This window comes from Desulfovibrio diazotrophicus (assembly GCF_902498985.2).
In the GTDB taxonomy this organism is placed as follows: domain Bacteria; phylum Desulfobacterota; class Desulfovibrionia; order Desulfovibrionales; family Desulfovibrionaceae; genus Desulfovibrio; species Desulfovibrio legallii.
Window position 1 is genome coordinate 2,074,970 of record NZ_OX346397.1, and the last position, 26,844, is coordinate 2,101,813.

A 26,844-nucleotide genomic window follows, 5' to 3' on the forward strand; every position below is an offset into this window, starting at 1 on the left:
CGGCCCTTGTGCCGCAGGGGCCGCCCGCAAGACCAGGAAGTCCCGCCATGCGCCATCCCTTTGATTTTGACCCCCTTTACGCGCCCCACCCTTCCCGCAGAATACCCATCTACGCCCGCAACGGCATGGTGGCCGCTTCTTCCGCCCTGGCCTCCGCGGCGGGTCTGGCCATGCTGCGCCAGGGCGGCAATGCCGTGGACGCCATTGTGGCCACGGCCGCAGCCCTCACCGTGCTGGAGCCCACCTCTAACGGCTTGGGCAGCGACGCCTTTGCCCTGGTCTGGCAGAACAACGCCCTGCACGGGCTCAATGCCAGCGGCCCCGCGCCCCAGGCCATTTCCATCGAAAAGGTTCTGGCCCGCCACGGCGGCCCCGCCATGCCGCGCTACGGCTGGACGCCCGTGACCGTGCCGGGCGCGGTGGGGGCCTGGGCCGCACTCTCCGCCCGGTTCGGCAAACTGCCCTTCGCCACGCTGCTGGAACCGGCCATCGCCTACGCCAGTGAGGGCTACCCCGTGCCGCCCATGCTGGCCTTTCTGTGGGGCGAAGCCTTCCAGACCCTGCGGGAACACTGCACCGGGCCGGAATTTGCCGCCTGGTACAGCACTTTTGCGCCCCAGGGACGGGCCCCGCTGGCGGGCGAAATTGTGCGCCTGCCCCACCACGCCCGCAGCTTGCAGGCTATAGCCCAAAGCCGCGCCGAAGATTTTTACCGCGGCGACCTGGCGGCCCGTATAGCAGCAGAAAGCGCCGCCTTTGACGGCTACCTCTCGGCCGCGGACCTGGCGGCCTTCCAGCCCCAATGGGTAGACCCCATCAGCGTGAGCTACCGCGGCTGCGAACTGTGGGAAATACCGCCTAACGGCCAGGGCATCACAGCGCTCATGGCCCTGAACATCCTCAAGGAATTTCCCCTGGAAAGCCTCGACGCCGTGGAGGCCCGCCATCTGCAATGGGAAGCCATGAAGCTGGCCTTTGCCGACGCCCGCCACTACGTCACCGACAACCGCCACATGGCCGTGGACTACCACAACTTTCTCGAGCCGGCCTTCGGCGCGGCCCGCGCCCGCCAGATCACCAGCCAGGCCGCCCTGCCCGCGCCTGTGCAGCTGCCCAAAGGCGGCACGGTCTATCTGTGCGCAGCCGACGCACAGGACAACATGGTTTCCTACATCCAGAGCAACTATATGGGCTTCGGCTCCGGCATTGTGGTGCGCGACACGGGCATTGCCCTGCAGAACCGGGGCGCGGATTTTTCCCTGGACCCCCAGCACGCCAATTGCCTGCAGCCGGGCAAAAAAACCTACCACACCATCATCCCGGCCTTTATCACCAAGGGCGGCCGCCCCATAGGGCCCATGGGCGTCATGGGGGCCTACATGCAGCCGCAGGGGCACGTGCAGGTCATGTGCAATCTTGTGGATTTTAAGCTCAATCCGCAGCAGGCCCTGGACGCGCCGCGCTGGCAGTGGGTGGGCGACCGCCGCTTTCTGGTGGAGCCGTCCTTTCCTGTGGAAACGGCCCGCCAGCTGGCGGGCAAAGGCCATGAGGTGGAAGTGGCCCTGCAGAGCACGTCCTTCGGACGGGGCCAGCTTATCCTGCGCCTGGACAACAACGTGCTGGTGGGCGCTGCGGAACCGCGCACAGACAGCAATATCGCCTGTTATTAAAGTGGAATAGCTGTGGGGGGAAGGGGACTTTTGTGAACAAAAGTCCCCTTCCCCCCACGCCCCCATCCCTCAAAAAACTTTTTTCTGCTCTAGATTTTGCCGCGTGTGGCGGCCTCCCTGCGGCGACGGGCCAGGGCGCGCAGGTCTTCCACATTGTCGCTTTCGTCCACAATTTCGCTGCCCAGAATCTCTTCCACCACATCCTCCAGCGAAACCACGCCCGCAAGGCCGCCGTATTCGTCCAGCACGGCAAACAGATGCTCGTGCGCCTCCAGCATCTCACGCAAAAGCACGTCCAGCGTCTGATTTTCCAGAATAAAATTAATGGGCCGCAGAACAGCCGCAAGCGGCAGCCCGCCCTGACCATCACGCAGGTTGCGGGCCAGGGCGCGGCGCTCCACAAAGCCCACAATATCCTCGTTATCGTCCCCGTACACCGGCACGCGGCTGAAATGCCAGATGCGCGGGTCATTATAGGCCGCTTCCACAGTTGCGTTTTCCGGCAGCGAAAAAACCACGGTACGCGGGGTCATGACGTCATAGACGCGCTTCTGGTCCAGGGCCAGCACGTTGCGGATAAAGGCTTCCTCATAGGGCTTGATGCGCCCGGCCTGGCGCGACAGGCTGGCGACGGCGCGGATGTCGTCCTCCGAAACCATCGGCCCGGAAGCGCGCGGCCGCACCACCAGGCGGCTGATACAGGTCGTGACCCACAACAAGGGCGCCAGCAGCCGGGTAAGCACAGCCAGAGGTCGGGCCATGACCACGGCCAGGGCCTCGGTATGGGCCACCCCCAGGCTCTTGGGCAGAATCTCGCCCAGAATCAGCAGCAAGCCCGTAAAGCCCACGGCAAACAAAGCCGTGAAGTCCGGCCCGAATTGCGCCAGAAAAGCCGCGCCCGCCACCGTGGCCCCGGCCGTATTGGCAATGGTGTTAAGGGTAAGAATAGCGGCAATGGGCCGGTTGACCTCCAGCCGCAGCTTGTAGAGCACCGCGCCCGCTGGCCGGCCGGACCGCCGCAGCCGCTCAATGGCAGACCACGGCAGCGTATAGAGCACGGTTTCCGCCAGGGAACACAAAAAACACACGGCAATGGCCAGAGTGATGGAAAGAACCAGGGTCAGCATAACGTCTTCCTGCATGAAGCCTGCGGGGCGCACGCGCCGCCGTCCGCCCAGCATAAGCCGCGCCCGGTCCGCTGGCAACGGCCTTCTTGCGGCCTCCGGGCGCATAAGCCCCGACCGCTGCGCGGTCATGGGGGGGCTCGCAATCCCTTTCAGAACACTGTGAAGCGCGGGAGAGATTGGGCTGCCAAGACGGCTTTGGGCAGGCAGGATACAGGAAGGCCGCGCGCAAGTGCGGGAGAAATTTTACGTTCAGACAAGGAATGGACTGCCCGCAACGGGTCTGGACCAAAGAGCGTTGTCCCCGTTTTGACGCCGCCTGAGCACAAAAGCCCCCCGCGCTCAGGCCAGGGGAAGCGCCTCCCCCAGATCCACCCCATTCTGACCAACCAAAGCGCGGAAGGGATATATTTCCACCCCGCTCCGCCTAGCGGCCGCATACAGGGCGGCGTACTCCGGGTCAATGCAGTCCGCCGGGGCAAAGCAATGGCCGTCGGGCCGCTGCACCAGATAAAACATGGCGGCCCTTTGACCGTGGGCCACAATATCCATGAGCTCCCGCAAATGCTTGCGCCCGCGTTCGCTGGCCGCATCCGGAAAACAGGCCGCATCGTCTTCCACCAGGGTGACGTTTTTGCACTCTACCCAAAGAGGCGGCAGGCCCGGCCCGCTGAACAGACCGTCCAGGCGGCTCTGGCCGCGCCGGGCCTCGCGGGTCAGCTGCGTATAGCCGACGGCAAAGGGCAGCCGACCGGCCTTGAAGGCCGCTTCAAGCATTTTGTTGGGCACGGAGGTATTGACGCCCACCCAAAAGCCGTCTTCCGCACCCGGCGGCAGATCAGGCGGCGGCGGACAGGCCGTACGGGCCAGCCAGACGCCTTCCTGGGTATATTTGAGCTTGCGGGCGGGATTGGCCGCCGGCGAGGCCAGCACAGGCGCGCCAGGCCGGGTCAGGCCCAGCATGCTGCCGGAATTGTTGCTGTGGATCCAGAGCGGCCCTTGCGCCGTACGTATTTCCACGCTGAAGCGGTTACGCCGCTGCACAAAGGCCCCCACCACGCAGCCGGACGGCAAAGGCAGCAAAGGCGGTCTGTCCGCGTCTGCTGGCGGCGCATTGCCGGTTCTGTTCTGGTTCTGGCGCATTTACACCCTGGGCTGAAATTGATAAAACTCTTCACGGTCCGCAGGCGCGGGCCGCAATCGCCCCCTTTGTGCCGCAAGGAGCCCCCATGCAGATATCGCACCGTCTGAGCAATATCAAACCTTCCCTGACCCTCAGCGTCAACAGCCGCGCGCTGGAGCTCAAAGCGCAGGGCGTATCCGTCACCAGCCTGGCCGTGGGCGAACCGGACTTTCCCACTCCTCCGCACGTCTGCGCTGCGGCCAAGGCCGCCATAGACGCCAACTTCTGCCACTATACCGCCGTGCCCGGCATCCCGGAGCTGCGCAAGGCCGCAGGCGACTACTTCGGACGCGCCTACGGCGTGCCCGTACCGCGAGAATCCATCATCATCGGCGCGGGCGGCAAACACTGCCTGTATAATTTCATCCAGACCACCATCAATCCCGGCGACGAGGTGCTTTTGCCCGCCCCCTACTGGCTGAGCTACCCGGACATGGTCATGCTGGCCGAAGGCGTACCCGTGCCCGTGTCCGCCGGGCCGGAGCAGAACTTCAAGGTCACCCCGGCCATGCTGGAGGCCCACCGCACGGCCAAGACCCGCCTGCTCATCCTCAATTCGCCCAGCAACCCCACCGGGGCCGTCTACACTGAGGCGGAGTTCACGGCCATCATGGACTGGGCCCTGAGCCAGGGCATCTTTGTACTCTCGGACGAAATCTACGACCAGCTCGTGTTTTCGCCGGCCACCATGACCAGCGCCATTGGCTGGTTTGCCGAATACCCCCGGCAGGTGGCCGTGCTCAACGGCCTTTCCAAAAGCTATGCCATGACCGGCTGGCGCGTGGGCTTTCTGGCCGCGCACCCGGATTTGATCAAAAAAATTTCCTCCATGCAGGGGCACAGCACGTCCAATATCTGCTCCATCGCGCAAAAGGCGGCCCTGGCGGCCCTTACCGGCCCCATGGACGGTGTGCGCGAAATGTGTCGGGCTTTCCAGCGCCGCCGCGACCTGGCCATGCATATTATCGAGGACTGGCCCTTTGCCGTCTGTCCCAGGCCGGACGGAGCCTTCTACCTCTTTGTGGACGTGCGCAAATGCTTCGGCCGCCTGGCCGCCAATTCCACAGACATCTGCACCCGGCTGCTGGACAAGGCCCATGTGGCTGTGGTGCCGGGAGCGGCCTTCGGCGACGATAACTGCATCCGCTTTTCCTACGCCGTGGCCGACGACGTGCTGGCCAAGGCCCTGGACAGGATTGGCGCGGAACTGGCCGTGCTGGCCGAAGCCGCTCAGAACTGATCCGCCGAACCGCATTGCGGTTATGCGAAAGAATCAAGGGCGCGGCACCGACTTACGGCCCCGCGCCTTTTTCATTGTACCGCCGCAGCAAGGAAAACGAGAGCAGATTACCTTTGAGAATATGCATTCTCCAAGGTTACGGCACGCTCGTTCCAGCGCTTCACCGCGCAACTACATAGCGCTGCTGTCTTGGCCCGTAACTTCCTTCGTCGTAACGGGCCAAGCTCCTGCGTCGCAACGGCTGAAGCTGTGCTTGCGCAACCGCCAGGGCATTGCAACGTTGCAATGCCGCTACTGGATTTTGCAGTTGCCGTCGGCGCAGTCCACCGAAGGAATGACCGGCGTGGCCTGGAACAACACCACTTCATCCCGCCCCTTGTCTTTGACCAGCACCAGCGTAAAGCGCATCAAGCCCTGCGGTAGAGGGGGTTCGGCGCGGCCCCTGAGGGTGCCGTTGCCGGTGATCAGCGTGGCGTCGCCGATAATGGTCGTGCGGGCATTGGTGAAGGAAAGGCGGTCGATGACCATTTCCTTGTTTTTAATGGTGGCGATAAAGTGCTCTTTGTCCTGAATATGCCCATTGGCGTTGATATGCCAGTAGTTGGGGGCCAGCAGGGTTTCCAGTGCCGGAATATCACCCGTCATGACGGCTTCCGTGTACAGCGCCACCGTGTCTGCCCTGGCCTGGGCCGCTACGGCCGAACCCAGCATAAGGGTAAAAATCAAGGCGGCGGCAGAAAAAATCTTCATCATATACGCTCCGGTGTTCCGCCGCGCAGTCGGCGCGGCACAAGGTGAAACGGCCCCGCCCCTGACGCCCGTACGCTCGCGGCAGAGACCGCGCGTCTGCCAAACCCCGGTAGGGGAAAATTGCCAAGGCGGACGCTTTCCTCTATTCTACCCTTCAAGTTTCGGGTAAAAAACGTCCAATGTAAAGCAATCCCGAATTTTTCGGCGGCGTGCGCGCCGCCTTTGACGCAATGCGAGGCTTCACCATGCTGACCACAATTCTTCAAACCATCGGCAATACACCCATGCTGCGCGTGGAGCGCTCCAGCGATCTGCCGGGCACTGTCTGGCTCAAACTGGAAAACCGCAACCCTGGCGGGTCCATCAAAGACAGAGTAGCCTTCCATCTTATTGAAGACGCCCTGCAGGAAGGCAAAGTGGAACCGGGCGGCCTGCTGGTAGAACCCACCAGCGGCAATATGGGCATCGGCATCGCCCTGGTGGCCGCCGTGCGCGGCCTGCGCTGCATCCTGACCATGCCGGAATCCATGAGCATAGAACGCCGCAACCTGCTCAAGGCCCTAGGAGCCTCCGTCGTCCTCACCCCCGCCGCCCAAGGCATGAGCGGCGCCGTGACCGAAGCCCAACGCATCGCCGCCGCTGAAGACGGCTGCATCCTCGGCCAGTTCACCAACCCTGAAGCCGTCCAGGCCCACTACAAAACCACCGGGCCGGAAATCTTCAAAGACAGCGTGGGCCACATGGACGCTCTGGTGGCCGGCGTGGGCTCCGGATCCTCCATTACCGGCACCGGGCGTTTTCTCAAAGAACATATCAAAAACTTCCGGGTTATCGCCGTGGAACCTGCGGCCTCGCCCGTACTCTCCGGCGGCAAAGCCGCACCCCACCTCATCCAGGGCATCGGCGCGGGCTTTATTCCCAAAATCCTCGACCGCACCCTGCTGGATGAAATCATCCTCGCCGACGGCGAGGAAGCCATGCGAACCTCCCGCGAGCTCATGAAACAGGGCGTCGTGGCCGGCATCTCCACCGGCGCAAACGTCCGCGCCGCCCTCAGCGTGGCCGCCAGACCGGAAATGCAGGGTAAAAACATCGTTACCTTCGCCTGCGATACCGGCGAACGCTATATGTCTACCCGCTTGTTTACGGATATGCAGTAACCATCGTGTAGTGTGGGGGGAAGGGAACTTTTGTGCACAAAAATTCCCTTCCCCCCACACCCCCATCCTTCAAAAACCCCCATTCTCCCACAGAACCGCGCCGGGCCTACCCTGACTGAAAAATAAAGATCTCCCTACGCCCAGCCGCCCGCTACTACCCCAATACCCAGAATATTGGCGGCAGCCAGACGCCACTGGGTCTGCATAAAAGAGGTGGCGCTGTCCTGAGAAAGCAGCTCATCCGCAGCTGCGGTACTGTCATTGATGATGGAAGGATAAAAACCGATGACCTCGGTGCTGTCCGGCGGCGTGTTCTGCAACACCAGTGTCAGCCCTGTCATGGGGACGAAGACGGTCATACGTCCTCCGAAGATGGAAATTCCGCGTAATTAAAGCCGAAACTTCCTAGAGCAGTTAACGAATGAAATGAGCTAACTGCTCTGCAAGGATTTTCTTGAAAATCCTTGCCACGAAATGCGAGAAGGCAGGCTTTTGCCTGCAGTAATCGAGCATTTTAAGTGTTAAATGCTCTAAAGACAACTTCAGCGATGCCGGCGGCGCGGCTTATCCCGCTGCGGCTCTTTGTCGGCATCCTTATCCTGACTGATGACTACGGGAGCTTCCGGAACCAGACTGTCCACCGTGTAAAGCCCCAACGACTGTTCGCCATTGAGATAGGCCAGTTCCTGTTCCATCACCTTGTGAAAGGCGGACAAGGATTTTTTGCTCACCGGCGCGCCGCGAGGGTTAATGGCCTTGACCGGATTAATGAATTTGCCCCCCTGGCGTAGACGGAAATCCAGATGCGGCCCGGTGGAAAGCCCGGTGCTGCCCACAAAGCCGATAACCTGCCCCTGTCGCACGCTCTGCCCCTTACGCAGGCCGCGCGCAAACCCAGAAAGGTGGGAATACAGCGATTCCAGCCCGGAACCGTGCCGCACTATAATCTGGTTGCCATAGCCCCCGGCCCAGCCCTTATGCGTAACCACCCCACGACCCACGGCCTTGACGGGCGTGCCCGTGGGCGCGGCGTAGTCCACACCCTGGTGGGGACGACTATACCCCAAGATGGGGTGTTTTCGGCTGTTTGTAAAGCGGGAGGTAATTCGGGTAAAGGCCAAAGGGGCCTGCAGCAAAGTCTTACGCAGATTTTCGCCCTTGGCGTTGTAGTACTGGGCGGGATTATCGCCGTCGTGGAACAGGTAGGCTTCGTAGGTGCTGCCCTTGTTGGTGAAGTGGGCGGCCAGAATGCGCCCATAGCCCTTGTAGTCGCCATCGCGGTAGCGTTTTTCCACCAGGACGGAAAAGCTGTCTCCTGGCTGCAGATCGCGGATAAAGTTGATTTCTGCGCCAAAAAGTTCAGCCAGCCTGAGGGCCATTTGCGGGCTTTCGCCCACATCCGCCACGGCCTGAAAAAGGTTGTCGGTGATGGTGGCCGTTACCGTGTTCAGCAAGGTGACGTATTCAATGGCCTCTACCCTGGCGGAAGGCGCTTCCTGCCCTTCCACAACCAGACGGCGGCGGCTGTCGATCTCGTATTCAAACCGCTTGACCCGGCCCGTACCCGCATCCGTGACAATGACATAGGGTTGCCCTTCACGGAAGGCCCGCATGGAAAACACCCGCCGGGCGGCGCTCACATATTCCTGTGCGCCGTCGCTGCCCGCCTCGGCCAGCAGCTTACCCACCGTATCCCCTTTTTCCAGGGTGCCGCGCACCACAGCTTCCCCCGGCGCAGCCCCCGCGTCCGCAGCGTCGGCCGCAGCATCCGCGGCTGCAGCGGCATTTTCCTCAGAATCGGCAGCAGACACGGCAGCATCCGCCGAAGGTCTGGCTGCCCCCTCCGGCGCTTCTGCAGGCTGTTCCGACGGCCCTTCCTCATTCTGTGCAGGGACCGATGAAGTGGGCGCATCCTGCACTGCCTCTGATACGGCAGTCTTGTGAATCTGCGGCCGCTGGCCGGCGTATCGCACCAGCACAACGGCCAGCAAAACCACAGCCGCCGCCAGTACCAGCCAGACCTTTTTCTTGGGGAACCACATCGTTGCAGCATACCCGCATCAAAAACCCTTGTCCAGATGTCCTTATGCCGATCCAAACGCCATAGCCCGGCACTGTGCAGCCCAGCGCTTCCCGCAGGCTGCAAGGGGCCACAAGAGCACACACTTGTTTCATGACTTCTTCTATGCTATGTGCTATCTTTGTTCTTCCAGACCGACGCCGTGCGGACAAAGGAAAAACACGACTTTTGCGCAGGGCCGCGGGCAGGGCCCGACCATCGTATGTTAAAACAATCATTGCGGGATATACTGGCGCGCCATCCGGCTCTGGCCGGGGAAACCTGGCTGGAGTGCCTTACCCTGCGCCAGGAGGAAGATATCCTGCGGGTGGGCTTTCCCCACAAATATTTCGCACTTTGGTTCGGCCAGCACAAACAGGCACTGTTTGAAGAGGTCTGCAAACGCTGTTTTACCGCGGGCAACAACCCTGCCATTGTCTACGAGCACGCTGCCCCGCACGCGCCGGCCGCCCGGCATGAATTTCAAGAATACAGGCCGCTGAACGAAACCGCCGCTTCCATAACCAACGGCATGGCCCAAGAGGAAGAAGACGTTTTTACGGCTTTTCTCTGCAACAACAAAAACGCTTTTCCCCTTACCGCGGCACGCCAGATAGCCGCAGGCCGCGCGGGGCGCAGCTATAACCCCTTTTTACTTTGCGGGCGCAGCGGTACGGGCAAAAGTCAGCTTTTACGCGCCATGGCCGCCATGCTCAGCAGAATCTGGGGCAAAACCAGAGTAATGCACGCCGATGCAGCCCGCTTTTGTACCGAAAATCCGGCCTGGGCCCGCAAGCCGGAACTGCTCTGGGAGCGCTACCAGGTTCTTTTGCTGGACGATATTCAGGATATTACCAATGAAACGGCCTGGCAAAACAAACTTATCGTCTGTATGGACGCCTGCCCCCGGGCCGTTACGACTTCAGACGTCGGCGCCGCTCCGCAAATGGTTTTTGCCTGTTCCGGCAGGCCGCAAACCCTCAAAGCCCTGGACGAGCGTCTGCGCTCCCGCCTGGAAAGCGGGCTGGTGGTGGAGCTTATGGAACCGGACCTGGACGTGCGCCTGCGCTATCTGCAGATCAGCTGCAAGGAGCGCGGCCTGCGCCTCACCCGCGACCAGCTGCTTTTTCTGGCCCAGCGCTGCACTCAGTTCCGTTTGCTGCAGGGGCTGTTGCTCAAGGTGGAGGCCTTTGCCACCGTCAAGGGATGCACCCTGACCCGCACGGACCTGGAAAATATCGTGCGCACGGGCCTGGTGGACAAAACTCCGGACTGCCGGGAAATTATTAATGAAGTGGCCTTTGCCCTGAATCTTGACCCAAAAGAGACCCTGACCGGAAAACGCAGGCCGGACCTGGTTCTGGCCCGGCAGGTGGCCATGTACGTTTGCCGCCGCAAACTGGGCCTCTCCTACCCGGAACTTGGCCGGGCTTTTGGCGGCAAAGACCACAGTACTGTCATCCATGCCATTAAAAAAATTAACAAACTTTTAGTTAGTGACAAAAGCGTCAGGCAATTGGTGACAAAGGTGGAAGCAAAGCTGCCCTGAAAGGAAAAAAACAAGTACAGCCGCGCAAATTGTGCCTTCCGTTCCTGGCCAGAGCGGTGGAGTGTTCCAAAAAAAATGAATAATTGTCAGTTGTTATATGGCTTACGCACAAACTGACAGCCCTAATAACAAGTAAGGAAATTTTATGAAACTTACTGTAAACAAAGAGCAGATCATCGAAGGTCTGCTGAAGGCCGCAGCTATTCTTCCTGCCAAAGCCGGCACGCAGTATCTGCGCTCCATCTGGCTCAAGGCCGAGGACGGCCGTCTGGAAGTGATGGCTACGGACGCCACTTTGGAATTTACGGGCCGGTATCCTGCGGAAGTGGAGGAACCCGGCCTGGTGGGCGTGCAGGGGCGCGCCTTTGTGGACTTGGTGCGCCAGCTGCCTGGCGGTCTGCTGCGCCTTTCTCTGGATGCGGCTTCGGGCAACCTGCACCTGGAGCAGGGTCGGCGCAGCTACAAGCTGCCCGTGAGCGGGGCGGAATGGTTTCAGAATGTTTCTGCCTTTCCGGAAGAAAACGCCGTGGCCTGGTCCGGGGATTTTCTGCAGGACGTGTTGGACAAGGTTTCTTTTTGCATTGACGATGACGACAGCCGCGACGCCATTGCCTGCCTCTGTATGAAGCCGCAGGAAAATGGCCGTATTGACGTCTGCGGGCTCAACGGCCACCAGTTTGCCCTGGTTTCCTTTACCCACGATGACTTGGCCGCCCGCCTGCCGCAGGAAGGCATGCTCATTCAGAAAAAGTATTTACAGGACATCAAAAAATGGCTGGGCGTGGACGAAATTGAGTTGAACCTCACGGACAAACGCCTTTATCTGCGCACGGTCAACGGCGATGAAACGCTGAGTCTGCCCCGGGCCGGTCACCAGTATCCGGACTACAATGTTTTTCTCGGCCGCCTTACGGACGAAAGCATGCGGCCCATGAGCCTGGATCGCAAAGAGCTCATGGAGGCCCTGGGCCGCATCCTCATTTTTAATACGGAAAGCGACCGCTGCACCTACATGGACCTGAGCGCCGCGGAAGTGCAGCTTTCCGCCCAGGGCCAGGACGTGGGTTCGGCTAATGAAAGCCTGGAAGTAAGCTACACGGGCGATATTCAGCGTATTGCCTTTCCTACCCGCAATCTTTTGGATATTCTGGGGCATTTTGTTTCCGCCAAGGTAGAGATGCTGCTTACCGGCACGGAAGGCCCCTGCGGCATCCGCGGTGCGGAAGACCCGGACTATACGGTCATCATCATGCCCATGCGCATTTCTGAAACGACCTATTACAGTGAGGAAGACGTTTAATGGCTCCTGACACCTCCGGCAACGGCGGCTACAACGCCTCTTCCATCACCATTCTTGAGGGCCTGTCGGCCGTGCGCAAGCGCCCGGCCATGTATATCGGCTCCACGGACGGGCGGGGCCTGCACCATCTGGTTTATGAGGTGGTGGATAACTCCATTGACGAGGCCATGGCGGGCTATTGTTCGCACATTACCGTCATTCTGCATGCGGACAACAGCGTTACCGTGCGGGACGACGGCCGCGGCATTCCCGTGGACCTCCATCCCAAGGAAGGCGTGCCTGCCGTTCAGGTGGTCATGACCAAGCTGCACGCCGGCGGCAAGTTTGACAATTCGAGCTACAAGGTTTCCGGCGGTCTGCACGGCGTGGGCGTGTCCTGCGTTAACGCTCTTTCTGAAGAGCTCACCGTCACTGTGCGGCGTGACGGCAAGCGCTATCGGCAGCACTATTCCCGTGGGGTGCCGCAGGATGAGCTTGCGGTCATCAGCGAGGGCGTGGAAGGTCACGGCACTACCGTGACCTTCAGGCCGGACGAAGAAATTTTTGAAGTCCTGGAGTTTTCTTACGAGACGCTCAAAAAACGCTTTGAAGAGCTGGCCTATCTCAACAAGGGCCTGACCATCGAATGCGTGGACGAACGTACCGGTGAAAACCACATGTTTCACGCCGAAGGCGGTATCCGGCAGTTTGTGGGCGACCTCAATTCCGGCGAACAGGGCATTCACCCCATTATTTTCGGCGAAGGCATGGTGGACAATGTCACCGTGGACTTTGCCCTGCAGTACAATGCGGGCTACAAAGAAAATATCCTCACCTTTGCCAACAACATCCGCACCAAGGAAGGCGGCACCCACCTGGTGGGCTTTCGCACGGCCCTGACCCGCGCCATCAACGCCTACATCAAGAGCCAGCCGGACCTTTCTAAAAAAATGAAAAACACGGCCCTTTCCGGCGATGACGTGCGCGAGGGCCTTACTGCCGTGGTCAGCGTCAAGCTGCCCCAACCCCAATTTGAGGGCCAGACCAAGACCAAGCTCGGCAACAGCGAAGTGGCCGGCCTGGTGGCCGGTGTGGTCTACGACCGCCTCAATGTGTATTTTGAAGAAAACCCCAAGGATATCCGCCTGATCATCGACAAGGCCGTGGACGCCGCCCGTGCGCGCGACGCGGCCCGCCGCGCCAAGGAGCTGGTGCGGCGTAAGGGAGCGCTTTCAGACAACGCCCTGCCCGGCAAGCTGGCCGACTGCCAGAGCAAAGATCCCGGCGAATCTGAATTGTTTATCGTGGAGGGCGACTCCGCAGGCGGTTCGGCCAAGCAGGGCCGTAACCCCAAAAATCAGGCTATTCTGCCTTTGCGCGGCAAAATTCTGAATACCGAGCGCACCCGTTTTGACCGCATGCTGGCCAACAAGGAAGTAAAGGCCCTCATCACGGCTATGGGCGCGGGCATTGGCGAAGAAGACACGGATCTGGACAAGCTGCGCTACCACAAAATCATCATCATGACTGATGCCGATGTGGACGGCGCGCATATCCGCACTCTGTTGCTGACCTTCTTTTTCCGGCAGTATCAGGAAATGGTGGAGCGCGGCTTTGTCTACATTGCCCAACCGCCTCTTTACCGCGTGCACAATTCCCGCATGGAACGCTTTATCAAGGATGACCCGGAACTGAACGAGTTTCTGCTTTCCCGCGTGAGTGAAGACGTGGCTGTGCTGGCCGCCAACGGCAAGGTTTACAGCGGCAAGGTCATGGTGGAGCTCATGGAGCGCATTGAAAAGCTGGAAAACCGCATCAACGATGCGGAACTGGGCGGCAACCCGCGCGAGCTCTTCCTCACCTTGGTCACCTATTCCCGGCAGATAGACCCGGAACTGCTCCAGAACAAGGACGAAGACCTGCTCCGGTGGCTCAACGAACACGATTATATGCTTACTCTGGAACGGGAACAGAGCGAAGACGAAGAGGAGCGCCTCTTCGCTGTCTTTGAAAATTCCGGCGGCCACCACACCAGGCGCGGTATGGAATTTTTTAACTCGCGCCTCTACCGCCAGACCTGGCAGATGTTTGACGACCTGCGCCAGGAATGCGGCGGGCTCAATTTCCGCCTGCGTCGTAAAGACGGCGAAGCTGAAGCGGAAAGTCTTTTTGCCCTCATGGGCATGGTGCTGGACGAAGCCCGCAAGGGCATCAATATCCAGCGCTATAAAGGCCTGGGCGAAATGAACCCGGAACAGCTTTGGGTCACCACTATGAACCCTGAAAACCGTGTGCTTCTTCAGGTTTCTGTGGAAGACGCCAATGAAGCCTCCGACGCTTTTGAAGAACTCATGGGCGACCGCGTGGAACCCCGCCGGGAGTTTATCGAGCGCAACGCCCTGGCTGTGCACGATTTGGATATTTAAGAATTGCGGAGGAAGAGCCTTTTTTAAAAAAGGCTTCTCTCCCATAAAAAGCATTGCAATTATCAAGCAGCGAGGCCTGTAGTGGCAGAAACGCAGCAGCAAGTCAGTATTGAGAAAGAGCTCCGCAAGTCCTATTTGGAGTATTCGCTTTCTGTAATCATCGGACGCGCCATTCCTGACGCGCGCGACGGTCTCAAGCCTGTGCACAGGCGCATTTTGTATGCGCAGTACGAGCTTTCCAACGCTTACAATCGGCCGCACAAAAAGTCGGCGCGCATTGTGGGTGATGTGATCGGTAAGTATCACCCGCACGGCGATTCGGCGGTATATGATGCTCTGGTGCGTATGGCGCAGGATTTTTCCATGCGCGATCCCCTGGTGGACGGACAGGGCAACTTCGGCTCCATTGACGGCGACGCCCCGGCGGCCATGCGTTACACAGAAGTGCGCATGTCGCGTCTGGCGCAGGAGTTTTTGAACGATATCGATAAAAACACCGTCGATTTCCGGCCCAACTACGACAATACCCTGCAAGAACCGGCGGTCATGCCCACCAAGGTGCCCAACCTGCTGCTCAACGGCAGTTCGGGCATTGCCGTGGGCATGGCCACCAATATTCCGCCGCACAATCTGGGCGAGCTCTGCGAGGCCCTGCTCTATTTGCTGGACAATCCCCAGTGCGGGGTGGACGACCTCATGGATTTTGTCAAGGGGCCGGACTTTCCCACCCGTGGCTTTGTCTATGCGGGCAAGGGTCTTTACGACGCCTACCATACGGGGCGCGGCACGGTGAAGGTGCGCGGCCGGGTGGAAATTGAAGACCGCAAAAAGGGCGCGCAGGCCATTATTATCCGCGAAATCCCCTTTGGACTGAACAAGTCCTCTCTGGTGGAAAAGATCGCCGCATTGGTCAACGACCGCAAAATCGACGGTGTTTCCGACCTGCGGGACGAATCGGACCGTAAGGGCATCCGCGTGGTTATTGACCTCAAGCGCGGCACCATTCCGGATCTGGTCGTCAATGCCCTGTACAAGTTCACGCCGCTGGAGACGAGCTTCGGCATCAACATGCTGGCCGTGGTGGACAACCGGCCGCAGCTGCTTACTTTGAAGACAGCGCTGGCCTGCTTTGTGGACCACAGGCGCGAGGTGGTTATCCGCCGCACGCGCTATGATCTGGAAAAAGCCGAGGCCCGGGCCCATATTCTGGAAGGCCTGCGCATAGCCATTGACAATATTGACGAGGTGGTGGCGCTGATCCGCGCTTCGGCCAATCCGGACGAAGCCAGGGCGGCCTTGATGGCCCGGTTTGAACTTTCAGAGTTACAGGCCAGGGCCATTCTGGATATGCGTCTGCAGCGGCTCACGGGCCTGCAGCGCGATGAGCTTATGGCCGAGTACAAGGATTTGCTGCAGAAAATCCAGTTTTATAAGTCTGTGCTGGACAATGCGGAAGTGCTGCGCGGGGAGCTTAAAAAAGAGATTACGGAACTCCGCGATACCTTTGCCACGCCCCGGCGTACGGAAGTGCTGCGCGAGGCCCTCAACAGCATAGACATTGAGGACCTGATTCCGGACGACGAAATGGTCATTACCCTTTCGCGGCGCGGGTACATGAAGCGCACGGCGCTGGAAAACTACCAGCAGCAGAAGCGCGGCGGCAAGGGCATTGCGGCCCTGCATACGTCGGAAGACGACTATGTGCAGGAATTTCTCACCACCACCAACCACCAGTATCTTTGCCTGTTTACTAACAAGGGGCGCATGCACCAGCTCAAGGTGCACCAGGTGCCCGAGGGCAGCCGCACGGCCAAGGGCGTGCATATCAACAATCTGCTGCCGCTGGAGGAAGGGGAATGGGTCACCACGGTGCTGGCCCTGCGGGAATTTGCCGAAGACAAGTTCTTCCTCTTTATCACCAAGCGCGGCATGGTCAAGCGCTCCTCGGCTTCGCTCTACGCCCGCTGCCGCAAAACCGGCCTTATGGCTGTGGGGCTGCGTGAAGATGACGAACTGGTGGTGGTGCGCTCCATCCGCGACAACAGTCATATTGTGTTGGTCACGGCCGACGGCTTTGCCATCCGTTTTGCCTGCCAGGACGTGCGGTCTATGGGCCGCGTGGCCACGGGCGTCAAGGGCATTGCCCTGCGGCGGCACGATGCGGTGGTGGCCGGGGTCATCCTCAAGGATGTGGACCAGACCACGGAAATTATGTCCATTTCGGCCAATGGCTTCGGCAAACGCACCAGCGTCAAGCTCTACCGCGTTCAGAGCCGGGGCGGCAAGGGCATTATCAACTTCAAGGTGACCGCCAAAACCGGCCATGTGGTGGGCGCCATGCCCGTGCGGGACAATGACGGCCTCATTTTGCTCACCTCCACCAACAAGGTGGTGCGCATCGGGGTGGAAGACGTGCGCAGCAAGGGCCGGGCCACCATGGGCGTCATGCTGGTGCGCCTGGACGAAGGCGCGCGCGTGGTGGGCTTTGACCGTGTGGACGAGGGCGGTCAGACCGGGCGCGATGTGAGCGAGGATATGGACGACGCCCCCGCCATGGCGGAACATCCCGCTGCGGATGGCAGCACGCCGCAAGCGCCGCAGAGCGAACCCGGAGATGGGGAGAACTAGCTCGTGAGGGCAGGGTCGGTCGGCGCGCCGGGTCTCCCCGTTCGGCAGGTTTTGTGGGCGCTGCTGGTTTTGTGCGGCTTTGCGTTGCTGACGGGCTGCAATCGGGATCTGACCGGAGACGATCTCACGGAGGCCCGCGCCGCCGTGGCCCGACAGGACTGGTCTTTGGCCGAACGGCTGCTGGAGCGGTTTTTGCGGGAAGAACAGAACCCGGATCAGCGTTGGGAAGCCTGGCGGCAACTGCTGGAGGTGGTCAACGCCGCGGGGCAGGAACCCAGGGCCAGTCTGGAGCTGCTGGAAACCATGCTTGAGGAATATATGGACAACGACGCCCGCGCTGCCGTGATTTTGTGGCGCATGGGTGAAGTGAACGAAAGCCTGCACCGGCACGAGGCCGCGGCCGACGCCTGGAATGCCTATGTAGGCCTGGCTGGTCTTTCTCCGGAGCAGAGCGTGGAAGGGTACCGCAGGCTGTCGGGCATGCAGTTCAAGTTGCGGCGCTTTGACGCAGCCGAAGACACCCTGCAGCAGTGTCTGGCCCTGCCCGTGGCGGAAAAGGAAACCCTGCTTTGCGCGTATGATCTGGCGGACCAGAACGTGGCGCGGCAACGCTGGCAGGAGGCTGCGGACCTTGCGCAGCAGATTCTGGACAGCGCGCCGGACACGCCTTTGAAGGGGCTGGCGGGCTATGTGCTGGCGGACGCTCTGGAACAACTGGGCAAAACCAGAGAAGCCCTGAAACAGTTTGAACTTGCGCGGGACGCGTATCCCAACCCCCCGGTCATTGACAACCGGATTATGCACCTGCGCGGGAAAATGAAGAAGTAACAGTGTATGATCAAGCACGAATGTGGCGTTTTCGGCATTTATGATCATGACGAGGCAGCGCGCCTGGCCTATTTTGCCCTTTATGCGCAGCAGCACCGGGGGCAGGAAAGCGCGGGCATTGTCACCTGTGACGCCGACGGCGTGCACGAGCACAAAGGTATGGGGCTGGTGCCGGACGTGTTCGACGAAGCGGACCTGCAGGCCCTGACCGGGCGCATGGCTGTAGGGCATGTGCGCTACTCCACCACGGGCCGTTCGGTCAGCGCCAACGCCCAGCCCTTTCTGGTGCGCTACAAAGGCCACGACGTGGCCCTGGCCCACAACGGCAACCTGGTCAATGCCGGGCAGCTGCGTCAGGATCTGGAAGACGAAGGGGCCATCTTTGCCACAGGCAACGATACGGAAGTGTTTATGCACCTGCTGGTGCGTGCCCTGCGCCACAACGATATGCCCGGCGCCATCAAGGAGGCCTGCGCCCGCGTGCGCGGGGCCTACTGTCTGCTGGTCATGATGGACGGCGTGCTGGCGGCCGTGCGCGATCCTTTTGGCTTTCACCCCTTGGCTATGGGGCGCAAAAACGGCAGCGTGGTTTTTGCTTCCGAGACCTGCGCCTTTGATTTGCTGGAAGCCGAATACGAGCGCAGCGTGGGCCCGGGCGAGATCGTCATTGTAGACCAGACCGGTGTGCACAGCGACCGTTTGCTGGGCCAGCCCCCCGCCTGCAGGCGGCAGTGCATTTTTGAATTGGTTTATTTTGCCAGGCCCGATTCCTATATTTTTGACGAGCAGGTCTACCTTTGCCGCAAAAAAATGGGCTGGAATCTGGCGGGAGAATCCACTCCAGAGGTGGATTACGTCATGCCATTCCCCGATTCCGGCGTATATCCGGCTCTGGGTTTTGCCCAGCGTTCCGGTCTGCCTTACGAACACGCCATGATCCGCAACCACTATGTGGGCCGTACCTTCATCCAGCCTTCCCAGAGCATGCGCAGCTTTGGCGTGCGGGTCAAAATAAACCCCGTGCGCGAAATGATCGAAGGCAAGCGCATCTGCATTATTGACGATTCCATCGTGCGCGGCACCACCATGACCACCAGGGTGAAAAAACTGCGCGAACTGGGCGCCAAAGAAGTGCACATCCGCATTTCCTGTCCGCCCGTGAAGTTTCCCTGCCACTATGGCATAGACTTTTCTTCGCGTGGCGAACTCATTGCCGCCCAGCACAGTCTGCCGGAGATAACCAGCAGTCTGGGCGCGGATTCTCTGCACTATCTGAGCGTAGAAGGCCTGCTGGGTTCCGTAAGTCGTCCGGACGATTACTGTCTGGCCTGCTTTACCGGCGACTACCCCGTGCCCTGCGAGGATTGCGGCGACAAATTCCGCTTTGACGCCCCTTGCGGCCAGCGCTAGTCCACGGTAACTATACCCCGTTTTGCAGGAGAAAAATCCTCAAATCTGCTGCAGAGGCCTGACGGAAAGCTGTCTTCGGCGGTTTTTGGGGCATGACCCTCAAAAAAATTTGCATTTTTTTGCGGCTTTTTTTGATATATTGGAGCACCAGAAAAAGTTTCAGGAGGCGGGGGCGCGGGGGAGGAGACCCTTTTACAGGAGTCCCTTCCCCGCACTTCTCCCTTCCCTTCCCCAGGGGACAGTATGAGCATTACGCGCATCAAGGGTTTTGCGGATATGTTTCCGCCGGAAAGCGATACGTTCACGCGCCTGGAAAACACGGCGCGGGAGGTGTTTTTTCGCTACGGTTTTGTGGAGCTACGCACGCCCATTGTGGAGTTTACGGAGCTGTTTCAGCGCTCCATCGGCGAAGAAACCGATGTGGTGCAGAAAGAAATGTATACCTTTGCGGATAGGAAGGGGCGTTCACTGACCTTGCGGCCTGAGGCTACGGCCGGGGTTATGCGAGCCTATATTGAGGCAGGTCTGGTCAACAGGGAGGCCGTCAGCCGTCTGTTCACCACGGGCCCCATGTTCCGTTACGAACGGCCGCAAAAGGGGCGCATGCGCCAGTTTCATCAGATTAACTGCGAGTGCCTGGGCAGACACAGTCCGTACACGGATGCGGAGCTGATCAGCATGCTGCTGCGTTTTCTGGGCGCGTTGGGCCTGCGGGATCTGACCCTGAAGCTCAATTCTTTGGGCTGCGCTCAGTGTCGGCCTCGCTTCCGCGAAGCGCTGCTGGCCTATCTGGCCGGGGTGGACAAGGCGGCCCTCTGTCCGGACTGCGCCCGCCGGGTGGAGACCAACCCCCTGCGCGTGCTGGACTGCAAACAGCCCGGCTGTCGGACCATTACGGACGCGGCCCCGCATTTGCTGGACTACAATTGTCCGGAGTGCCGGGCGCACTTCGACACGGTGCTGGACCTGCTCACAGCGGCGGGCCTGCCCTATGAGCTGGACCACCGCCTGGTGCGCGGGCTGGACTATTATTGCCGTACCACCTTTGAGGTGGTGAGCGGCAGCATCGGCGCGCAGGCGGCGGTGGCTGGGGGCGGTCGGTACGACGGCCTGGTGAAGAGCCTGGGCGGGCCGGACGTGCCCGGCGTGGGCTTTGCCTGCGGCATGGAGCGCCTGGCGCTTATGCTGGAGGGGCGCGCGGCCGCGCCTCAGGATTTTTATCTGGTCTGCATGGACGAGCTCAGCCGCCGGGAAGGCTGGCTGCTGGCTCAGGGCCTGCGGGACGCTGGCCTGCGCGGCGTTATGAACAGCAGCGAAGGCGGCTTCAAGAGCCTTATGCGCCAGGCTGGCAAGTCCGGCGCGCGCTATTGTCTGATATTGGGGCCGGACGAACTGGCCCGCGGCGAAGTGGTGGTTAAACATCTGGAGAGCGGCCGGCAGCAGAGCGTGGTCCGGGCCGGACTTGTGGACTTTTTGCAGGCGGGAGCCGAAAGCAATGACTGAGCAGATGGACGCGGCGGCGCAGGACCGCCAGCAGCAGGATGTGCAGCAGGAGCACCGTAAATACGTTACCGACCTGGGCGACTGGCGGCGCACGCAGCACTGCGGGCAGCTGACCATTGCCGACGATGGGGCGGAAGTCTGCCTTATGGGCTGGGTGCAGTACCGGCGCGACCACGGCGGGCTGATTTTTGTAGACCTGCGTGACCGCGAGGGTCTTACTCAGGTGGTCTTCAGCCCGGACATGGCCCCGGCGGCTCACGCCAATGCGCACATTCTGCGCTCGGAATACGTGCTGGCCATCAAGGGCAGGGTGCGGCCCCGCCCAGAGGGCATGGTCAACCCCAACCTGGTTACGGGTCAGATCGAGGTGGTCGTCTACGAATGGAAGCTGCTCAATACCTCCAAAACGCCGCCTTTCCCCATTGAGGACCGTTGCGATGCGGGCGAAAATCTGCGTCTGGCCTGGCGCTATCTGGATCTGCGCCGACCGCGCATGCAGGCCAACCTGCGTCTGCGCCACCGGGTGGCCCAGTGCGTGCGGCGGTTTCTGGACGAGAACGGCTTTACGGAGGTGGAAACCCCTGTGCTCACCAAGTCCACGCCCGAAGGGGCGCGGGACTTTCTGGTGCCCAGCCGGCTGAATCCCGGCGAATTCTACGCCCTGCCCCAGTCGCCGCAGATTTTCAAACAGCTGCTCATGGTGGCCGGTCTGGAGCGCTATTTTCAGATCGTGCGCTGCTTTCGTGATGAAGATCTGCGCGCCGACCGCCAGCCGGAGTTCACCCAGGTGGACATGGAGATGAGCTTTGTGGATGAAGAACAGGTCATGGCCGTGGCCGAGGGCCTGATGGAACGCGTGTTCCGCGAGGTCATGGGCCTGGAGATTCCCCGGCCCTTCCCGCGCCTGACCTGGGACGAAGCCATGAGCCGCTACGGCGTGGACAAGCCCGACACCCGCTTCGGGCTGGAGCTGGTGGACGTGACCGCCATTGTGCACGGTTCCGGCTTCAAGCTCTTTGCGGCGGCCCCCCTGGTCAAGGCCATGAAGGTGCCCGGCGGCGAGAGCCTGAGCCGTAAAGAAATTGACGGCTTTACTGAATTTGTGAAGATCTACGGCGCGCAGGGCCTGGCCTGGATCAAGATCAAGGCCGACGAATGGCAGTCGCCCATTGCCAAGTTCCTTTCTGCAGAAGAACGCCAGGGCATTGCCAAGGCTCTGGATCTGCAGGCGGGCGACATTGTCTTTTTTCAGGCCGGCGATCCGGCCATGGTCAACGCCGCCCTGGGCAATCTGCGCGTGCATCTGGCCGGGCGTCTGGGGTTGATTCCCGAAAACAGCTTCAATTTCCTTTGGGTGACGGATTTTCCCCTCTTTGAGTATGATGCGGAGGAAAAGCGCTACGTAGCCTGCCACCACCCCTTTACCGCGCCCGCGCCCGGCCATCTGGAGCTCATGCGCGAGGATCCGGCCAAGGCCCGCGCCCGCGCCTATGATATGGTGCTCAACGGCAACGAGGTGGGCGGCGGCTCCATCCGCATCCATACGGGCGAAGTGCAGCGTCGCATGTTTGCCGCCCTGGGCTTTTCTGCGGCGCAGGCCGAAGCCCAGTTCGGCTTTCTTATTCAGGCCCTGGAACAGGGCGCGCCGCCCCACGGCGGCCTTGCCTTCGGCCTTGACCGCCTTATCATGTTGTTGACAGGGGCGGGCAGCATTCGCGACGTCATTGCCTTCCCCAAAACCCAAAAGGCCACCTGCCTCATGACCGAGGCGCCTTCTCCCGTGTCGGCCAAACAACTGCGTGAGCTGGGGTTGCGCCTGCGCGAACAGCCTGCCCCGGCGGAGCAGCCAGCCCCGCAGCCAAGCTGACGCGCTGCAAGAAGGGCCAGGGGGCTTGTCCCCCGGGGCCCCCGCTTTCGGGATGCGTACGCATCCTTATGCACGGCGGCCATTGCTTTTCCGCTGCCTGTCGGCGGGAAGGACAATGGCCGTACCGCCTCGCGGGTGTGCCGCCACAAGGATACTGCCATGCTACTGGACATTGTGACTTACCCGGACCCGCGCCTTAAAGAGGTCTGCGCGCCCATTCAGGAAATAACGGAGGATATCCGCCGCCTGGCGGCGGATATGCTGGAAACCATGTACGCCGCGCCCGGCGTGGGTCTGGCCGCGCCGCAGGTGGGCCGCAATATCCGCATGCTGGTCATGGACCCTTCCGTGCAGGATGGCGAAAAAAATCCCCGCGTACTGATCAACCCCGTGCTCGCCCTTTCGGGCGAAGAAGTGCGCAGCGAGGCCGAAGGCTGCCTTTCCGTGCCCATGAATTACCGGGCCGACGTCAAACGCATGAGCAAGGTGCACCTGACCGCCACAGACCTGGATGGCAAGCGCATTGAAGAAGACCTGGAAGATTTTCCCGCCATTGTGCTGCAGCACGAATACGACCACCTGGACGGCATCCTGTTTATCGACAAAATCAGCCGCCTGCGGCGCAGCCTTTACGACAGCAAGGTAAAAAAGTGGCTCAAGCGCAAAACTGCCGCCTAGTGTTCATGGGCACGCCGGACTTTGCCGTGCCCACCCTGCGCCGTCTGGCCGTCTGGCCGCGCGGCAGCCTCGTCGCCGTCTACACCCAGCCGGACAGGCCCGCCGGGCGCGGCCACAAGCTCAGCATGCCGCCCGTCAAAAGCGCGGCCCTGGAACTGGGTCTGCCCGTCGAACAACCGGAAAGTTTTAAGGATCCCGCCGCCGTGGCCCGTCTGGCCGCCTACGCCCCGGACGTGCTGGTAGTGGCCGCCTACGGCCTGCTGTTGCCCCAGTCTGTGCTGGATCTGCCCCGTCTCGCCCCCCTTAACGTGCACGCCTCCCTTTTGCCCCGCTGGCGCGGGGCAGCGCCCATCCAGCGCGCCATTATGGAGGACTGGCAGCCCGATGCCCGCACAGGCGTTTCCATCATGCGTGTGGTGCGCCAACTGGACGCCGGTCCGGTATACGCCAGCGCCTCCCTGCCCCTCAATGACCACACTGCAGGCAGCCTACACGACGCCTTGGCCCAACTGGGCGCAGACCTCCTGCCCCAGGTGCTGGACGCCCTGCTGGAAGGCCGCGCCACAGCGGAGGAACAGGATGCCGGCCGCGTCACCTACGCCGCCAAAATGGGCAAACAGGATTCCGTCATTACCTGGAACCGCCCGGCGGTGCAGGTGCACGCCCATATCCGCGGGGTCACGCCCTGGCCCGGCGCGCGCGTAGTCCTGCACTTCAGCGGTCAGGACAAAACTTTTCCCTGCACTCTGGCTCCGGGCAGGTTGGCCGAGCCCTGCCCCGGCGTCAGCCCCGGCACGCTCGACCATGCGGATGACACGCTGCGCGTGGCCTGCGCCGACCGTTGGTACGCCTTGGGCGCGCTGCGTCCCCAGGGCCGCAAGACCATGTCCGCCCGCGACTTTGTCAATGGCGCGTTGCGCGGCCTGCGGCCCGGACCCTGCGGCTTGGTGGAACAGGGGGAATAAAAAATCTGCCTCCGGCTGTGCCGGGAGGCGCGGCTCCGGCATTCCGCTTTCGGGCGCGTGGCGGCAATGTGGGGCATTTTTTCTTCTGTACAGGGTACGTCAGCGGATTTTTCTGGAAAGAGAAAATTTTTTGCGGGGTGGGGCGTAGGCGAGGTTCGCGTTTTTCCAGCGAGCGCTCCCGCAGCCTCTTTTTCCCGCGCTGGATGAGGGTCTATGGCGTTTCTGCGCAAGTCTCCGTATTCCTTGCCGCCGGCGCAGTACGGCGGCGCGCGCAAGCGGGTCTTCATCGGGCTCATGTTGGGTTCGTGTCTGTTGCTGTGCCTGGCGCTGGCAGTGTTTTTGATTTTGCCCTGGACGGGGTTTCTGGGGGTGCGGCACTGGCTGCCGGCAGTGAGCGTCAGCGTGGCGGCGGCGGCCATGCTGGCGGTTTTGGGGCTGTGCCTGAGCCTGGTTTTTCATATCTATACGGGGCGGCCTTTGCCGGGCGGCGGCGGCGTGCGGCACATGACGGTGCGGCTGTTTTTTCCGCTCATGGAGATGCTGGCCAAGCTGGTGGGTCTGGACCGGGCGGCGGTGCGGCGGTCGTTTGTCAAGGTCAACAACGAAATGGTGCTGGCGGCGCGCGAACCGGTGCGGCCGGAGCAACTGCTGGTGCTCTTGCCCCACTGTCTGCAGCGCAGCGCCTGCCCACACCGGTTGATGCACAATGCGGACCACTGCCGCCGCTGCGGGGCCTGCCCGGTAGGGGCGCTGCTGGACCTGCGCGACGCCTACGGGGTGCGGCTAGCCATTGCCACGGGCGGCACCATTGCCCGGCGCATCGTGGTCCAGGCCCGGCCGCGCTGCATTATTGCCGTGGCCTGCGAACGCGACCTGACCTCCGGCATTCAGGACAGTTACCCTGTCCCTGTGTTTGGCGTGCTTAACGAGCGGCCCCACGGCCCCTGCCTGGACACTTTGGCGCCGCTGGACGCCATTGAGGCCGCCATCAGGCTGTTTCTGGGGCTGGGCCCTGCGCCGGGCCGGATGGTTGCCGGGTCTGTGGCGGCGGCAGGCAGCGCGCCGGGGAGCAAATAATGGGTTTTCCAAAAGGGTTCGGCAAGTTGCGGGTTACGGCCCGCAATGCGGCTTTGCGGACTTTGCTGCTGACGGACGCGGGTATGCCCGTGCAGGCGGCCCTGGATATGGCCTTAGGTGCGGCCCCGCACGCCCCTGCGGGACAGGCTGGCAGTGCAGCCTTTGGCACGGCTTTGGCGGCGCGGGACCGGCATTTGTGCGCAGAACTGGCTTACGGCTGTCTGCGGGCGGAAATCCGCATTGATTATGTGCTGGGACGGGTATTGCCCAGGCCAGGAGGTCTGCCGCGCCCCTTGCGGCACATTTTGGCTTTGGGGGTCTATGGACTGCTGCTGCAGGACAGAACGCCCCCCCACGCCGTGCTGCACGAGGCCGTGGAACAGGCGCGGACCCTGTACGGACCACGGCTGGCCGGTCTGACCAACGCCGCGTTGCGTTCCGTGCAGCGCTTGGGAGAAGCCCCGCGCCATGAGGATTTTTACCGTCAGGGGGCGGCGGACCCGCTGGGCGCGCTGGCCCTGTTCTGCGCGGCTCCGGACTGGCTGGCCCGGCTCTGGGCGCGGGCCTATGGCGAAGCGGACGCGGCCCTGTTGTTGCGGCGTTCCTGCGGCCGCCCCTGGAGTGGACTGCGGGTCAATGCCCGCCGCCCTGAAGGCGCCGCCTTGCTGACGGCCTTGCGCGCCCTGCCCGGCGCGGCGGCCGTGGGCGATTGGGGCGTGGCCTTGGGGCCGGGGGAGCTGCCGGAAAGCGTGATGGATCGGCCGTTAGCCCACTGGCAGGCCCAGGGGGCGCTTTCGTTTCAGTCCGCAGGGTCGCAGCGCGTCCTTGCGGCCTTGGACCTGTACGCGCTGGAGGGCCCGGTGTGGGACATGTGCGCGGGCTACGGCGGCAAAACTGCGGCTTTGCTGGAGCGCGGCGTGGCCGTGGGCCTTTGTACGGACAGCAGCTTCGGGCGACTGCGGGCCCTGCCGGGGCACTGCGCTCGTCTGGGTCTGCACCTGCCGTCCGTGTGCCTGCCGCCCGTGTGCCTAGCGGACGCCGCGCGTCCGCCCCTGGCCCGCTGGCCCGGCTCTGTGCTGCTGGACGCGCCCTGTTCCGGCCTGGGCGTGCTGGCCCGTCGGCCGGACATCCGGCGTCGGGGGCCGGAGCGCCTGGCGGCGCTGACCGCCCTGCAAGGCCGGTTACTGGAGCGGGCAGCTGCCTTGCTGGAGCCTGGCCGCTGCCTGGCCTACATCACCTGCACCCTCAACCCCGACGAAAACGAGGGGGTCGTGGCAGGCCTGTTGCGGCAACATCCCGACCTGCGCCTGGAACAGCGCTGGCAGACCCCTCACGACCATCCTTGGCTGGAAGGCATGTTTGGCGCGCTGCTGCGGCGGCGGGCATAGGGCGAATACTTTGCGGGGGAGGGGACTTTTTTACTAAAAAGCGTCCCCTCCCCCGCACGT

General features: G+C 61.7%; 20 protein-coding genes. 15 read left to right on the forward strand and 5 right to left on the reverse strand.

The genetic code is table 11. The features are described 5' to 3' along the window. Window positions 1-47: 47 nt before the first annotated feature. Window positions 48-1,670: a gamma-glutamyltransferase family protein gene (locus tag J7I12_RS08975; protein WP_288908578.1), complete on the forward strand. Its 1,623-nt coding sequence runs from the start codon at window positions 48-50 to the stop codon at window positions 1,668-1,670. An 89-nt stretch (window positions 1,671-1,759) separates the two neighbouring features. Here the strand turns inward: J7I12_RS08975 and J7I12_RS08980 are convergent, their stop codons facing one another. Together J7I12_RS08980 and J7I12_RS08985 are read right to left on the reverse strand one after the other, a co-directional pair. Beyond that, a complete protein-coding gene (locus J7I12_RS08980) occupies window positions 1,760-2,797 on the reverse strand; it encodes a CNNM domain-containing protein (RefSeq protein ID WP_118229441.1) in 1,038 nt (345 codons plus the stop codon). Between the two features lie 339 nt (window positions 2,798-3,136). Further along, window positions 3,137-3,937: a DNA/RNA nuclease SfsA gene (locus J7I12_RS08985; RefSeq protein ID WP_302549094.1), complete on the reverse strand. Its 801-nt coding sequence runs from the start codon at window positions 3,935-3,937 to the stop codon at window positions 3,137-3,139. Between the two features lie 86 nt (window positions 3,938-4,023). On the opposite strand from J7I12_RS08985, the gene J7I12_RS08990 reads away from it, so the two are divergent. After that, entirely contained in the window at window positions 4,024-5,217 is a 1,194-nt protein-coding gene (locus J7I12_RS08990; RefSeq protein WP_118229335.1) for a pyridoxal phosphate-dependent aminotransferase, read from the forward strand. A gap of 291 nt (window positions 5,218-5,508) precedes the next feature. Here the strand turns inward: J7I12_RS08990 and J7I12_RS08995 are convergent, their stop codons facing one another. Then, the gene (locus J7I12_RS08995) at window positions 5,509-5,970 is read right to left on the reverse strand and encodes a nuclear transport factor 2 family protein (protein ID WP_242621184.1); all 462 of its coding nucleotides are present in this window, start codon (window positions 5,968-5,970) and stop codon (window positions 5,509-5,511) included. Window positions 5,971-6,212: 242 nt separating this feature from the next. Here J7I12_RS08995 and cysK point away from each other — a divergent pair, with 242 nt between their 5' ends. Further along, complete coding sequence (cysK, locus tag J7I12_RS09000) at window positions 6,213-7,127, forward strand: cysteine synthase A (protein WP_118229443.1); 915 nt, start codon at window positions 6,213-6,215, stop codon at window positions 7,125-7,127. Window positions 7,128-7,261: 134 nt separating this feature from the next. Here the strand turns inward: cysK and J7I12_RS09005 are convergent, their stop codons facing one another. Beyond that, complete coding sequence (locus J7I12_RS09005; RefSeq protein ID WP_118229336.1) at window positions 7,262-7,486, reverse strand: hypothetical protein; 225 nt, start codon at window positions 7,484-7,486, stop codon at window positions 7,262-7,264. A gap of 183 nt (window positions 7,487-7,669) precedes the next feature. Further along, on the reverse strand, window positions 7,670-9,169 hold the full coding sequence (locus tag J7I12_RS09010) for a M23 family metallopeptidase (protein ID WP_130957845.1): 1,500 nt from the start codon (window positions 9,167-9,169) through the stop codon (window positions 7,670-7,672). 240 nt (window positions 9,170-9,409) lie between these two features. On the opposite strand from J7I12_RS09010, the gene J7I12_RS09015 reads away from it, so the two are divergent. The 12 genes from J7I12_RS09015 (at window position 9,410) to J7I12_RS09070 (ending at window position 26,784) form a co-directional block, all read left to right on the forward strand. Beyond that, entirely contained in the window at window positions 9,410-10,735 is a 1,326-nt protein-coding gene (locus J7I12_RS09015) for a helix-turn-helix domain-containing protein (RefSeq protein ID WP_118229338.1), read from the forward strand. A gap of 145 nt (window positions 10,736-10,880) precedes the next feature. Next, window positions 10,881-12,035 (forward strand): DNA polymerase III subunit beta, encoded by a 1,155-nt coding sequence (dnaN, locus tag J7I12_RS09020; RefSeq protein WP_118229339.1) that lies wholly within the window; start codon window positions 10,881-10,883, stop codon window positions 12,033-12,035. Beyond that, window positions 12,035-14,440, forward strand: a complete 2,406-nt coding sequence (gene gyrB, locus J7I12_RS09025; protein WP_118229340.1) for a DNA topoisomerase (ATP-hydrolyzing) subunit B — start codon at window positions 12,035-12,037, stop codon at window positions 14,438-14,440. The genes dnaN and gyrB overlap by 1 nt, the downstream gene beginning before the upstream one ends. Window positions 14,441-14,521: 81 nt before the next feature. Further along, window positions 14,522-17,068, forward strand: coding sequence for a DNA gyrase subunit A (gene gyrA, locus J7I12_RS09030; protein ID WP_130957846.1), 2,547 nt, complete (start codon window positions 14,522-14,524; stop codon window positions 17,066-17,068). Between the two features lie 51 nt (window positions 17,069-17,119). Further along, window positions 17,120-17,896 (forward strand): tetratricopeptide repeat protein, encoded by a 777-nt coding sequence (locus tag J7I12_RS09035; RefSeq protein ID WP_498793580.1) that lies wholly within the window; start codon window positions 17,120-17,122, stop codon window positions 17,894-17,896. Between the two features lie 6 nt (window positions 17,897-17,902). Beyond that, complete coding sequence (gene purF / locus J7I12_RS09040) at window positions 17,903-19,306, forward strand: amidophosphoribosyltransferase (protein ID WP_302548490.1); 1,404 nt, start codon at window positions 17,903-17,905, stop codon at window positions 19,304-19,306. 243 nt (window positions 19,307-19,549) lie between these two features. Beyond that, window positions 19,550-20,809, forward strand: coding sequence for a histidine--tRNA ligase (hisS, locus tag J7I12_RS09045; RefSeq protein WP_303192955.1), 1,260 nt, complete (start codon window positions 19,550-19,552; stop codon window positions 20,807-20,809). Beyond that, window positions 20,802-22,676 (forward strand): aspartate--tRNA ligase, encoded by a 1,875-nt coding sequence (gene aspS / locus J7I12_RS09050; RefSeq protein WP_242621186.1) that lies wholly within the window; start codon window positions 20,802-20,804, stop codon window positions 22,674-22,676. The genes hisS and aspS overlap by 8 nt, the downstream gene beginning before the upstream one ends. 159 nt (window positions 22,677-22,835) lie before the next feature. Beyond that, window positions 22,836-23,354, forward strand: a complete 519-nt coding sequence (gene def, locus J7I12_RS09055) for a peptide deformylase (RefSeq protein WP_118229345.1) — start codon at window positions 22,836-22,838, stop codon at window positions 23,352-23,354. Continuing rightward, window positions 23,327-24,319, forward strand: coding sequence for a methionyl-tRNA formyltransferase (gene fmt, locus J7I12_RS09060; protein WP_302548492.1), 993 nt, complete (start codon window positions 23,327-23,329; stop codon window positions 24,317-24,319). Before def ends, fmt begins: the two co-directional genes overlap by 28 nt. A gap of 213 nt (window positions 24,320-24,532) precedes the next feature. Beyond that, complete coding sequence (locus J7I12_RS09065; protein WP_302548494.1) at window positions 24,533-25,396, forward strand: DUF116 domain-containing protein; 864 nt, start codon at window positions 24,533-24,535, stop codon at window positions 25,394-25,396. Beyond that, window positions 25,396-26,784: an RsmB/NOP family class I SAM-dependent RNA methyltransferase gene (locus J7I12_RS09070; RefSeq protein ID WP_302548495.1), complete on the forward strand. Its 1,389-nt coding sequence runs from the start codon at window positions 25,396-25,398 to the stop codon at window positions 26,782-26,784. The genes J7I12_RS09065 and J7I12_RS09070 overlap by 1 nt, the downstream gene beginning before the upstream one ends. The last annotated feature ends 60 nt before the right edge of the window (window positions 26,785-26,844 follow it).